General features: G+C 69.7%; 12 protein-coding genes. 1 reads left to right on the plus strand and 11 read right to left on the minus strand.

What is annotated here, in order from left to right; all coding sequences use genetic code 11:
• Window positions 1-24: 24 nt before the first annotated feature.
• From HOV91_RS03120 to HOV91_RS03150, 7 genes are all read right to left on the minus strand, one after another.
• Window positions 25-810, minus strand: coding sequence for a ribonuclease HII (locus HOV91_RS03120; protein WP_312884451.1), 786 nt, complete (start codon window positions 808-810; stop codon window positions 25-27).
• A gap of 48 nt (window positions 811-858) precedes the next feature.
• Complete coding sequence (gene lepB, locus HOV91_RS03125; RefSeq protein WP_438822622.1) at window positions 859-1,641, minus strand: signal peptidase I; 783 nt, start codon at window positions 1,639-1,641, stop codon at window positions 859-861.
• A 77-nt stretch (window positions 1,642-1,718) separates the two neighbouring features.
• Window positions 1,719-2,060: a 50S ribosomal protein L19 gene (gene rplS / locus HOV91_RS03130; protein WP_011210681.1), complete on the minus strand. Its 342-nt coding sequence runs from the start codon at window positions 2,058-2,060 to the stop codon at window positions 1,719-1,721.
• 169 nt (window positions 2,061-2,229) lie between these two features.
• On the minus strand, window positions 2,230-3,147 hold the full coding sequence (locus HOV91_RS03135) for a hypothetical protein (protein ID WP_246349777.1): 918 nt from the start codon (window positions 3,145-3,147) through the stop codon (window positions 2,230-2,232).
• A gap of 27 nt (window positions 3,148-3,174) precedes the next feature.
• Entirely contained in the window at window positions 3,175-5,556 is a 2,382-nt protein-coding gene (locus tag HOV91_RS03140; RefSeq protein ID WP_174183985.1) for a Tex family protein, read from the minus strand.
• A 105-nt stretch (window positions 5,557-5,661) separates the two neighbouring features.
• Entirely contained in the window at window positions 5,662-7,302 is a 1,641-nt protein-coding gene (locus HOV91_RS03145) for an AMP-binding protein (RefSeq protein ID WP_174183907.1), read from the minus strand.
• Window positions 7,299-8,933 carry an AMP-binding protein gene (locus HOV91_RS03150; RefSeq protein WP_174183908.1) on the minus strand — a complete coding sequence of 545 codons (1,635 nt, stop codon included), beginning with the start codon at window positions 8,931-8,933 and terminating at the stop codon, window positions 7,299-7,301. The genes HOV91_RS03145 and HOV91_RS03150 overlap by 4 nt, the downstream gene beginning before the upstream one ends.
• Window positions 8,934-9,032: 99 nt before the next feature.
• On the opposite strand from HOV91_RS03150, the gene HOV91_RS03155 reads away from it, so the two are divergent.
• Window positions 9,033-9,884: a LuxR C-terminal-related transcriptional regulator gene (locus HOV91_RS03155; protein ID WP_174183909.1), complete on the plus strand. Its 852-nt coding sequence runs from the start codon at window positions 9,033-9,035 to the stop codon at window positions 9,882-9,884.
• Window positions 9,885-10,106: 222 nt separating this feature from the next.
• Here the strand turns inward: HOV91_RS03155 and trmD are convergent, their stop codons facing one another.
• From trmD to rpsP, 4 genes are all read right to left on the minus strand, one after another.
• Window positions 10,107-10,814: a tRNA (guanosine(37)-N1)-methyltransferase TrmD gene (gene trmD / locus HOV91_RS03160; RefSeq protein WP_174183910.1), complete on the minus strand. Its 708-nt coding sequence runs from the start codon at window positions 10,812-10,814 to the stop codon at window positions 10,107-10,109.
• A gap of 73 nt (window positions 10,815-10,887) precedes the next feature.
• Window positions 10,888-11,412, minus strand: coding sequence for a ribosome maturation factor RimM (gene rimM / locus HOV91_RS03165; protein ID WP_174183911.1), 525 nt, complete (start codon window positions 11,410-11,412; stop codon window positions 10,888-10,890).
• Window positions 11,413-11,655: an RNA-binding protein gene (locus HOV91_RS03170; protein ID WP_011210690.1), complete on the minus strand. Its 243-nt coding sequence runs from the start codon at window positions 11,653-11,655 to the stop codon at window positions 11,413-11,415.
• Window positions 11,656-11,749: 94 nt separating this feature from the next.
• Window positions 11,750-12,181 (minus strand): 30S ribosomal protein S16, encoded by a 432-nt coding sequence (rpsP, locus tag HOV91_RS03175; protein ID WP_043728855.1) that lies wholly within the window; start codon window positions 12,179-12,181, stop codon window positions 11,750-11,752.
• Window positions 12,182-12,184: the final 3 nt, after the last annotated feature.

A 12,184-nucleotide genomic window follows, 5' to 3' on the forward strand; every position in this document is an offset into this window, starting at 1 on the left:
GCCGCATCGCGTCGTGTGATGACATCATCGCGCATGCGCTGCGTCGGTAGCCACTCGGCCAGCCGTACGCCCGTTCGGAAACTGCTCGGACAGCGCCTCGTCCAGGCCCTCGGCCAGCACCGCGTCCGCTGCGTCGGCGGCCGCCGCGACCGGCCGCAACCCGGCGGCCTCGCGGACATTGCGCCAGGAGCGGCGGTGCTCACTGCTCGGGCCGAGGCGGTGCAACGCGGCGGTGTGCTCGGGCGTGTTGTACCCCTTGTGGGCGGCGAAGCCGTAGCCGGGGAACCGCTGGTCCAGCTCGACCATGATGCGGTCCCTGGTGACCTTGGCCAGGATGCTGGCCGCCGCGATGCAGGCCGCGGCCCCGTCGCCGCCGATCACGGGTAGCGAGGGCACAGGAATGCCGGGCACCCGGAACCCGTCGGTCAGCACGTAGCCGGGCTCGTGGCCGAGCCCGGCGACGGCGCGGCGCATGCCCTCGATGTTGGCGACGTGGATGCCGATCGAGTCGATCTCCCAGGCCGGGATGACGACGACCTGGTAGGCCAGCGCCAGCCGGGTGATCACCGGGTAGAGCTCTTCGCGGGTGGCCTCGGAGAGTTTCTTGGAGTCGTCGAGACCGGCCAGCTTGTCGTAGGCCTTCGGGGCGAGCAGGCACGCCGCCACGACCAGTGGTCCCGCGCACGGCCCCCGTCCCGCCTCGTCGACTCCGGCGACCGGCCCGAGACCACTGCGGATCAATGCCGCCTCGAGTGTGCGCAGCCCTCCGGCCCTGCGCATCACCACGCGCGGCGGCCAACCATTACCCACCGGCACTCGCCCTTGCCCCACCGTCCGATTATCCCGCGCCCCGCGTGCTCAGTTCCGCTGGGGATTCTCCGAGTGCACCGGACCGATCCGGCCGGGCGGCCAGATCTTGAACACCGCCTTGCCGCGAATGTTGTCCACTGGGATGGTGCCCTGCAGTTCGTCGTTGATGTGCGCGCGGGAGTCGGCGGACTGGTTGCGGTTGTCGCCCATCACCCACAGGTGCCCTTCGGGGACCTTCACGGCCTTGAACTCACGACCGCCGGCGGAGTTGTAGGGCTGGCCCGGCACGTACGGGGCGAGGTAGCGCGCGTACGGCTCGTCCAGCGGCTTGCCGTCCACGAGGACCCGGCCCTGCGGGTCGCAGCACTCCACGGTCTGACCGCCGACCGCGATCACGCGTTTCACCAGGTCGTTCTCGTCCGGCGGCACCAGGCCGAAGAAGGAGAAGAAGTTCTGCACGCCACGGATGGCGGCGTTGTCCGAGCGGATCGACTTGTAGTGGGTGTTCCACGAGGGCGGGCCGACGAACACGACCACGTCGCCCGGCTGTGGATCGCTCCAGTAGTAGGTCAGCTTCTGCACGTAGATGCGGTCACCGGTGCAGCCGGCGCAGCCGTGCAGCGTGGTTTCCATCGACTCCGACGGAATCACGTACGGCCGACCGACGAAGGTGACCATCAGCGCGGCGATCACCGCGGCGATCACGATGAGGATCGGCAATTCCTGCCAGAACGGCCGCTGTTTCTTCTTCGCCCGCCGCTTCGCGCGACCGGCCCGCGTATTCTCGTCGCCCGATTCGGACACCGACACCGACCCACTTTCGTCTGCCACGCCGAACAGATTAGCCCGGCAGCGAAACCGAGGTCCGATGCCGGGCTAGGGAAAATCTGCTGTGCCGAGAAGCTAGCTCAGCGCTTTTCCTTGATCTTGGCGGCCTTGCCGCGCAGATCGCGCAGGTAGTACAGCTTGGCGCGGCGGACGTCACCGCGGGTCACGACATCGATGTGGTCGATGTTCGGGCTGTGCACCGGGAAGGTGCGCTCCACGCCGACACCGAACGACACCTTGCGGACCGTGAAGGTCTCGCGGATGCCACCACCCTGGCGGCGGATCACGACGCCCTTGAAGACCTGGATGCGCTCCTTCGAGCCTTCGATGACCTTCACGTGCACGTTCAGCGTGTCGCCCGGCCGGAAGTCGGGGACGTCGCTGCGCAGCGACTTCTCGTCGACGAAGTCAAGGGTGTTCATTTCCATCCTTATGGTTTTCGCGCGAACAGAGGACCCTGGCGGCACTGGACGTGCGCGGCCGGTTCATGCTCCGATCAATGGGGTGCGCCGGGTCGACAATCACCCAGGGCAACCTGTGCATTGTGCCAGATCGGCGCGCTGCGGAAGAAATCGGCCCGGGTGGCGGCCGTCAGTGATTCCGTTCGCCGGAGATGGCGTCCTGTTCGGGCGGGCCGGGCGTGTGCAGCGGGCCGTGGTCGGAATGCCACAGCGAATGGGGCCGATGCGGCGCGGGCGGAGCGGGCACCACCGTGCGGGTGAGTTCCGCCTCCGCCGCCGTGCGGACATGCTCGACGTCCGGCTTTCCCGCGACCAGATCCTGCACGAAGATCTTCGCGCGGATGACCGGGCGGCGATAGCGCCGTTCTCGCACGATGGCCCGGTACATCAGACGCCTGCGGTCGCCGTAACGCCAGCGCGCCCAGGGCGCACCCGGACGGCTCAGGCGCAGCGCGCCGACGACCAGCAGCGGCAGGAAGAACATGCCGAACAGACCGGTCCAGATCTTGCCCTTGGCGATGACGATCGCGGCCAGCGCCAGGTTGACCACGGAGAACACGACGACGAAGAGGCGGACCTCGATACTCGGGTCGCGCCGGAAGTCGTTGATGTCCAGCAGCCACAGCGGGTGGAAGCCCAGCAGCAGCAACCCCGTCACCGCGAGGGCGACGAACACCGCGTCCACCGACGTGCGCCCCTGTTCCTCCCAATACACGTCGCGCAGATAGAAGATCAGCGCGAATTCGTCGAGGACCAGCGCCGCACCGACACCGAAGACGGCCGCGAGGACACTGGCCGTGGTGGTATCGGCGCTCTGGTACTCCGTGACCATGCCGATGCCCGAGGCGAGCACCAGGACCACCCCGAAGACCATGTGATGGACGTGGGTGTCACCGGCTCGCAGGTTGCCCGGCCACCAGCGCACCCGCGCGCGGATCAGCCGCACGCTGACGCGGATGAACAGGAACCCGACGATGAACCCGAGCAGGAAGCACAGCAACGGCAGCCGCCCTTGGGCGATCACGTCCTCGTGGAGCCACCGTCGCATGGCCGCTACTCCCTCCCGCGCACCGGACTACTGACCGAAACCCGCCCGGCGCAACGCGTCCGCCATCGCGCCGCTGGGTGCGGGCGCGTTGCGGCGTTGGTTGCCGCCGCGGTTCTGTCCTTGATTGCGGCCTTGGCCCTGCTGACCTTTCTGGCCGTTCTGCCGCTGCCGCTGCTCGCCTCCGCCGGACCGGCCGCCCTGACCGCCTTGGCCGCGCTGCCGGTTGTCGCCGCCCTTGGCCGGCGCGCCGGGCTCGTCGTCCAGCCGCAGGGTCAGGCCGATGCGCTGGCGGGCCACGTCCACCTCGAGCACCTTCACCTTGACCACGTCACCGGACTTCACCACTTCGCGCGGGTCCTTGACGAAGTTGTGCGACATGGCCGAGACGTGCACCAAACCGTCCTGGTGCACACCCACGTCGACGAACGCGCCGAAGGCCGCCACGTTCGTCACCACGCCCTCGAGCACCATGCCCGGTTTCAGGTCGGCAACCTTCTCCACGCCCGCGGCGAACTCCGCGGTCTTGAACTCCGGGCGCGGGTCCCGGCCCGGCTTCTCCAACTCGGCGATGATGTCGGTGACGGTGGGGACACCGAAGCGCTCGTCGGTGAACTCGCCCGCGCGCAGCGAGCGCAGCACCGTGGTGTTCCCGATGACCTCCGCGATGCCACGACCTGTCGCTTCGAGGATGCGCCGGACCACCGGATATGCCTCGGGGTGCACCGCGGAGGTGTCCAGCGGATCGTCGCCGCCGCGGATGCGCAGGAAGCCAGCGCACTGCTCGAACGCCTTCGGGCCCAGGCGCGGCACGTCCAGCAGCGCGGTCCTGCTGCGGAACGGGCCGTTCTGATCCCGGTGCGCCACGATGCTCTCCGCCACCGAACCGGCGATGCCGGACACCCGCGACAGCAGCGGCACCGAGGCCGTGTTCACGTCGACGCCGACCGCGTTCACCGCGTCCTCGACCACCGCGCCCAGCGAGCGGGCCAGCAGCGATTCGGACACGTCGTGCTGGTACTGGCCGACGCCGATGGACTTCGGGTCGATCTTCACCAGTTCGGCCAGCGGGTCCTGCAACCGCCGGGCGATGGACACCGCGCCGCGCAGCGACACGTCGAGTTCGGGCAGCTCTTGCGAGGCGTAGGCCGACGCGGAGTACACCGAGGCGCCCGCCTCGGACACCACGATCTTGGTCGGCTTGTTCTCCGGGATGCGGGCGATCAGTTCGGCGGCGAGGGCGTCGGTCTCGCGCGAGGCGGTGCCGTTGCCGATCGCGATGAGTTCCACGCCGAACCGTGCGACCAGCGCGCCGAGCACGGCCAGCGACTTCTCGGTCTGGCCCTGCGGTTTGTGCGGGTAGATCACCTCGGTGGCGACCACCTTGCCGGTGGCGTCGACCACCGCGACCTTCACGCCGGTGCGGTAGCCGGGATCCAGGCCCATCGTGGTGCGGGTACCCGCGGGCGCGGCGAGCAGCAGATCGCGCAGGTTCGCGGCGAACACGTCGACCGCGTCCTTCTCCGCCGCCTGCCGCAGCCGCATCCTGGTGTCGATGCCGAGGCTGACCTGCAGCTTGGTCCGCCAGGCCCAGCGCACGGTGTCCAGCAGCCAGGAGTCGGCGGGACGGCCCCGGTCGGCGATGCCGAAGCGGGCGGCGATGCGGCCCTCGTAGATGGTGCGCTCGCCCGGCTGCGGCTCCTCGGTGTCCGGCTCGAGGTGCAGCGTGAGCACCTCTTCTTTCTCCCCGCGCAGCAGCGCGAGGATGCGGTGGGAGGGCAGCTTGTCGAACGGCTCGCTGAAGTCGAAGTAGTCGGCGAACTTCGCGCCGGCCTCCTCCTTGCCCGCGCGCACGGTCGAGGTGACCTGTCCGCGGTTCCACATCAGCTCGCGCAGCTCGCCGACCAGGTCGGCGTCCTCGGCGAAGCGTTCGACCAGGATGGCGCGCGCGCCGTCGAGCTGCTCGGCGGTGTACTGCGCCGGATCGGTGTTCGGATCCTCGATCAGCGCGTCGGCCACCGGCTCGTGCCCGGCCTCGCGCGCGATCTGCGCCTTCGTGCGCCGCTTCGGTTTGTACGGCAGGTAGATGTCCTCGAGCCGGGCCTTGGTCTCGGCCAGCAGGATCTGCCGGTGCAGGGCTTCGTCGAGTTTGCCCTGGCCCCGGATCGATTCGATGATCGCGGCCCGGCGCTCGTCCAGCTCGCGCAGGTAGTGCAGACGCTCGTCGAGCACGCGCAGCTGCGCGTCGTCCAGCCCGCCGGTGACCTCCTTGCGGTACCGGGCGATGAACGGCACCGTCGAGCCACCGTCGAGGAGCTCGACAGCGGCGCGCACCTGGGACTCGCGCACCGCGAGTTCCTCGGCGATGCGCCGGTTCACGCTGGCTGGGCCCGCGGCGTCGGAGCGTGGCACGGCGGGTGTGGACTCTGCACTGGCAGTCTCGGGCGCTGTCGTCACGACCGAGACACTACCGTCGCCGCCTGACAGGCGATCCACGCCCAGGTGAACCTCCGAACCTCAGCTGTCGCCCAGCCCGAGCAGCCGCCGCGACAGCTTCCGCATCTCGGCCTTGCGGATCTTGCCGGTGACCGTCATCGGGAACTCCTCGACCACGTGCACGTAGCGGGGGATCTTGAAGTGCGCCAGCTTGCCGGTGGCGAACTCGCGCACCGCCGTCGCGTCCAACGGCGTTGCGCCCGCGCGCATCCGGACCCAGGCCATCAGTTCCTCGCCGTATTTCGGATCGGGCACCCCGATCACCTGCGCGTCCAGGATGTCCGGATGGGTGTAGAGGAATTCCTCGATCTCCCGGGGGTAGATGTTCTCGCCGCCGCGGATGACCATGTCCTTGATCCGGCCGGTGATGGCCAGGTACCCCTCGTCGTCCATCACGCCGATGTCGCCGGTGTGCATCCAGCGGGCGGCGTCGACGACCTCGGCGGTCTTGTCCGGATCGTCCCAGTAGCCGAGCATCACCGAATAGCCGCGGGTGCACAGCTCGCCCGGTTCGCCGCGCGGCACCGTGAGACCCGTTGCGGGGTCGATGATCTTGACCTCCAGGTGCGGCCCGACCCGGCCGACCGTAGCGGTGCGCCGGTCGATGCCGTCGTCGCGGCGGGTCTGGGTGCTGACCGGAGACGTCTCGGTCATGCCGTAGCAGATGCACACCTCGCGCATGCCCATCCGGTCGATCACTCGCTTCATCACCTCGACCGGGCAGGGCGAACCAGCCATGATGCCGGTGCGCAGCGTGGACAGTTCCACGGTGGCCGAATCCAATTCGGCGAGCATGTCGATGAACATGGTCGGCACGCCGTAGAGGGACGTGCATCGCTCGGCCTCGACCGCCGCCAACGTCGCTCGCGGGTCGAACGACGGCGCCGGGATCACGACCGCCGCACCGTGGCTGGTGCTCGCGAGATTGCCCATGACCATGCCGAAACAGTGATAGAACGGCGTCGGCACGCAGATCCGGTCGTGTTCGGTATATCCGCACAGCTCGCCGACGAAATAGCCGTTGTTCAGGATGTTGTGGTGGCTGAGCGTGGCGCCCTTGGGGAAACCCGTTGTGCCGGAGGTGTACTGAATGTTGATCGGGTCGTCGGCCGACAGTCGCGCGCCGAGCGCGGCGAGCCGGTCGGAGTCGATCTCGGTGCGGGCCAGCGTGTCCCACTCGGGTGTGCCCAGCACGAGCACCTGCGCCAATCCCGGGCAATTCGGCCGGACCTGCTCGATCATCGCGACATAGTCCGAGGACTTGAACCGCTCGGCCGCGACGAGCATCCGCACGCCCGCCTGGCGCAGCACGTACTCCAATTCGCTGGTGCGGTAGGCCGGGTTGACGGTGACCAGGATCGCGCCGATCTTCGCCGTGGCGTATTGCAACACGAACCATTCCGCGCAGTTCGGCGCCCAGATGCCGACCCGGTCCCCTTTGCCGATGCCCTGCCCGGCCAGGCCACAGGCCAGAGCATCGACCGCGGCGCCGAGTTCCCGATAGGTCCAGCGACGTGCGGTCGGGCAGTCCACCAGCGCTTCTCGCTGCGGGAACGCCGCCACCGCCCGGTCGAGATTGCCGCCGATGGTGTCACCGAGCAACGGGACATCGGAGACCCCGGACGCGTAGCTCGGCAGGGGCGGCCGCGTGGTCGACGTCATCGCGCACCGCCCTGCCGCAGCACGAATCGCTGCACCTTGCCACTGGGCGTCTTCGGCAGGTTCGGCACGAAGTGGACCTTGCGCGGGTAGGCGTGCGCGGCGAACTTCTTCTTCACCAGGCTCTGTAGCTCGGTTTCCAGGTCGGGACCGCCCGTGGCGCCGTCGCGCAGCACGACGAACGCCTCCAGCACTTCGCCGCGCAGTTCGTCCGGCACGCCGACCACGGCCGCCTCCGCGACCTGCTCGTGCAGCACCAGCACGCTCTCCACCTCGAACGGGCCGATGCGGTAGCCCGCCATGATGATCACGTCGTCGTCCCGCGAGGAGAAGCGGAAGAAGCCGTCCGCGTCCCGTGAACCCGCGTCACCGGTCAGATACCAGCGGCCGTCGGCGGTGTAACGCTGCGCGGTGCGCTCCGGTGCGTCGAGGTAGCCGAGGAACCACAGCAGCGGGCTGCGTTCGGTGTCGATCGCGACCCGGCCCACTTCGCCGGCGGGAGCGACGACATCGGCGTCGTCGGCGAGCACGGCGCAGGTCCAGCCCGGTAAGGCGCGGCCCATCGATCCGGTGGGCGTCTCCGTGTCGAGGTCTTCGTGCCAGGCGTTGCAGATGACCATGCCGTGCTCGGTCTGGCCGTAGTGGTCGCGCACCGCGACGCCCAGGTGTTCGACGGACCAGGCGACCACCTCCGGTGTCAGCGGCTCCCCCGCAGAGGAGGCGCGGCGCAACCGGGAATGCACGGGCGCGGTGGCGCTGTCGGCGCGCAGCGCGCGATAGACCGTCGGGGCGGCGGCGAAGTTGGTGACGCCGAAGGTCTCCAGCACCTGCCAGGTGAGCGAGGCGGAGAAGCCTGCGTGCAGCAGGATGCTGCGGACGCCGGTGGCCAGCGGGGCGAGGATGGCGTAGTAGAGCCCGTAGGCCCAGCCCGGATCGGCGGCGTTCCAGAAGACGTCGTCGGGCCGCACGTCCAGCGCGAATTCCTGGTAGGCGTGGAACGACGCGAGCGCGCGCAGCGGAATCGGGACGCCTTTGGGCGTGCCCGTGGTGCCGCTGGTGAACAGTTGGACGAGCAGTCCGTTGCCGCCCACCGCGACGGGACGAGCACCCGGGTGGGTGGCCGAATGGGCGTCGAGCAGTTCGTCCAGCGCCACCGCCGAGCCGGGAGCCTCGGCGCCGGCGATGATCAACCGCCAGGGCGGGTTCGCGGGCAGATCCGGCCCCGGCGCCAGCTTGGGCGCCTGGTCGGCGTCCGCGATGACGACCGAGGCCCGGCTCGCGTCCAGCCGCAGGGCGATGGCAGGCGGCGCGAACGCGGTGAACAGCGGAACGTGCACCGCGCCGCGGCGCCAGATGCCGAGCAGGGCGACCACCAGATCGGCCGACTTCGCCATCAGCGTCGCGACCCGGTCGCCGGGCTCGACGCCGAGGTCGGCCAGCGCGGCGGCGCAGCGGGCGGAGCGTTCACGCAGTTCGCCGTAGGTGAGGTCGGTGGAGGACAGGTCGGCCTCGACGATCGTGAAGGCGACCCGGTCGGCCGGGTGCCGATCGCACAGCAGGTCGGCGGCCGACGCGTCACCGCGGTCGTAAAAGTCCAGCAGTTCGCGCACCCGCTGATTCGGATCGGTGCCCATCTTCGGTTCTCCTCGTTCTGTGATCCAGCGCAACCCGGGTGTGCAATAGGATGTGGGTCACATCCCGCTGTCCACTACCCCCGAAAAGGGGTGAGTCTCGTGACCCACACCGCTCTGCTGCGCCCGCGCGACAGCGACGCTCTGCGCGCCGAGATCCGCTGGGTGGCGAGCACAGCGGGTGTGCCGGTGGCCTTCGGCGGCGAAGTACACGGTGACGCGTTGCTGCTGTCGGAATTCGTCGGCACGCTGACCAACGGCTTGCGCGGCTTGGCCGTCGCGCGGACTTCGGGGCTGGGGGGCCGGGTGATGGAATCCGGGCGGCCCGCCGCGGTCTCGGACTATCGCCGCGCCTCCTCGATCACCCATGATTACGACGGGCCGGTCTCCGGGGAGGGCATCCGCTCCGTGCTCGCCGTCCCCGTCGTGGTGGACCGGCGCGCACGCGCGGTGCTCTACGCCGCGACCAGGGGCGTCAGCCCGCTGGGCGACCGCACCGCCGATCTCGTCGTCCAGGCCGGACGCCGCTTGGCCACCGAGATCGCCATCCGCGACGAGGTCGACCGTCGCGTGCGCATGCTGGAGCTGACCTCCCCGTCGGCCGCAGGCGCCCCGGCCGTCACCGAGGAACTCCGCGACATCCACGCCGAACTGCGCGGCATGGCGCGTTCCACGGAGGACGACCGGTTGCGCGGACGCTTGCACGCGGTGTGCGAACGACTCACCCGGGTCCTGGCCGGCGAACCGCACCCCGACAGCCCGCGCCTGTCCCGCCGCGAACTCGACGTGCTCGCCCAGATCGCCTTGGGTTGCACCAATCAGGAAGCGGCGCAACGCCTCTCACTCGGCCCCGAGACCGTGAAGAGCTACCTGCGCAACGCGATGGTCAAACTCGACGCTCACTCCAGGCACGAGGCGGTGGTAGCGGCCCGCCGCCACGGCTTGCTGCCCTGAGGACGAGCCGCACACTCCTCGCCGCGACCGTCACCGTGATGTAGTGCAGCTTTCAGCGCCGCCTGCACGAGTAGGGCACCTCGGCAGCCTTCCCCGTCACGCCGCAGGACGAAGATAGGCGAGCAAGTCGTCCACCAGGTCGGTGGCATAGGCTTTGCCTTTGCCGTCCGCGGCGAGGTGGCCCGCCGCGGACATCCAGGGCGCCGAGCAGGGCATCCCGGTCTACCGGCCGGGACCGTGGGGCATGTCCCGGTCCGCGAGCAGGTCCGGGCGGCGTTCCCGGGTGCGGGCGAGGGCTTGCTCGCGCCGCCAGGCGGCCACCTTCGCGTGGTCGCCGGAGAGCAGGATGGGCGGAACATCGAGGCCGCGCCAGGAGACCGGGCGGGTGTAGCTGGGGCCTTCGAGCAATCCGTCGGAGAACGAATCCTCCTGATGGGACTGCTGATTGCCGAGCACGCCCGGCAGCAGCCGGACCACCGCCTCGGTCATCACCAGCACCGCCGCCTCGCCGCCGATCAGCACGTAGTCGCCGATGCTGACCTCCTCCACCCGCACGCGGCGGGCGGCGTCGTCGAAGACGCGCTGGTCGATGCCCTCGTAGCGGCCACAGGCGAACACCAGATGCTCTTCGGCGGCCCAGCGGTGAGCGGTGGCCTGGGTGAACGGCACACCCGCCGGGGTGGGCACCACCAGCAGCGCCTCGTCGGGGCAGACCTCGTCGAGCGCGTCGCCCCAGACGGTCGGCTTCATCACCATGCCGGGCCCACCGCCGTAGGGGGCGTCGTCGACCGACTTGTGCACGTCGTGCGTCCAGCGGCGCAGGTCGTGCACGGTGAGCGAGATCAGTCCCTTGTCGATCGCCTTACCGAGCAGCGCCGTGCGCAGCGGCTCCAGATACTCCGGGAAGATCGTGACGACGTCGAGTTTCATGCCTGTCTCCTGTCGCCGCCGGGCCGCACCTCGTCGGCCGGGCGAGCGCCACGCGGTCGGATGAACGACCGCCTCATTCCGGGTCGAGCAGACCTTCGGGCGGATCGATCACGATGACGCCCTCGGCGAGCGACACCGTGGGCACGATGGCGGTGACGAACGGGATCAGGATCTCCCGCCCGTCCTCGGCGGCGCGCACCTCGAGCAACTCACCGGCCGCGGAATGCAGCACGTCGCGCACGGACCCCACGACGGTGCCGTCGGTGAGCCGGACCTCCAACCCCTCCAGCTCGTGGTCGTAGAACTCGTCCGGGTCCTCCGACGGCGGGAGGTCGGCGCTGTCGACCAGGAACAGCATGCCGCGCAGCGCATCGGCGGCGCCGCGGTCGGCCACACCGGCCAGGAACACCAGAAGCCGGCCCGAGTGCTCCCGGACCGACTCCACGGTGAACTCGCGGACCTCCGTCGCTCGCGGCAACCGGCCCCGCAACGTGGCACCGGGCGCGAAACGCGCCTCGGGCTCGTCGGTGCGTACCTCGACGACGAGCTCGCCGCGCACGCCGTGCGACTTGGCGACCCGTCCGACGACGAGTTCCATCTACTGGTCGGTGTCGACCACGTCGACCCGGATACCCCGGCCGCCGATACCGGCGACGAGGGTACGCAGCGCGGTCGCGGTCCGTCCGCCGCGACCGATCACCTTGCCCAGGTCATCGGGATGCACGTGCACCTCGACGGTGCGTCCGCGGCGGCCGGTGATCAGCTCGACGCGCACGTCGTCGGGATTGGCGACGATGCCGCGCACCAGGTGCTCGACGGCATCGGCGACGACGGCACTCACTGCTCCATCACCTCGAGACGCGACTCACCCGTCGTCCTGGCCGGTCTGTGGACGGCTCGCGACAGGTAGGGGGTGGACGGGTAACGCCCGCTCATTACTCGGTGGCCTCAGCAGCCTCGGCGCCCTCTTCGGCGTCCTTCTTGGCCTTCTTCTTGGGGGTGACCGCCTCGGCGACCGGCTCGTTGTCGGCGGCGGCCAGCGCGGCGTTGAACAGGTCCAGCTTCGACGGCTTGGCCGGCTTGACCTTCAGGGTGCCCTCGGCGCCCTCGATGCCCTTGAACTTCTGCCAGTCGCCGGTGATCTTCAGCAGCTGGAGGACGGGCTCGGTCGGCTGCGCGCCGACGCCCAGCCAGTACTGCGCGCGCTCGGAGTCGATCTCGATGAGCGAGGGCTCTTCCTTCGGGTGGTACTTGCCGATGGACTCGATGGCCCGGCCGTCCCGGCGGGTGCGCGCGTCCGCGACGACGACGCGGTACTGCGGGTTGCGGATCTTGCCCAGGCGGGTGAGCTTGATGCGAACAGCCACTGC

Origin of the sequence: Nocardia barduliensis (assembly GCF_013315795.1) — a bacterium.
Lineage (GTDB): Bacteria > Actinomycetota > Actinomycetes > Mycobacteriales > Mycobacteriaceae > Nocardia > Nocardia barduliensis.

Excerpts from the sequence above, each read along its gene's own strand:
- rimM (WP_174183911.1), bottom strand. The coding sequence starts at position 11,412 with ATGGAACTCGTCGTCGGACGGGTCGCCAAGTCGCACGGCGTGCGCGGC.
- trmD (WP_174183910.1), bottom strand. The coding sequence starts at position 10,814 with ATGAAACTCGACGTCGTCACGATCTTCCCGGAGTATCTGGAGCCGCTG.
- rplS (WP_011210681.1), bottom strand. The coding sequence starts at position 2,060 with ATGAACACCCTTGACTTCGTCGACGAGAAGTCGCTGCGCAGCGACGTC.
- HOV91_RS03145 (WP_174183907.1), bottom strand. The coding sequence starts at position 7,302 with ATGACGTCGACCACGCGGCCGCCCCTGCCGAGCTACGCGTCCGGGGTC.
- HOV91_RS03135 (WP_246349777.1), bottom strand. The coding sequence starts at position 3,147 with ATGCGACGGTGGCTCCACGAGGACGTGATCGCCCAAGGGCGGCTGCCG.
- HOV91_RS03150 (WP_174183908.1), bottom strand. The coding sequence starts at position 8,933 with ATGGGCACCGATCCGAATCAGCGGGTGCGCGAACTGCTGGACTTTTAC.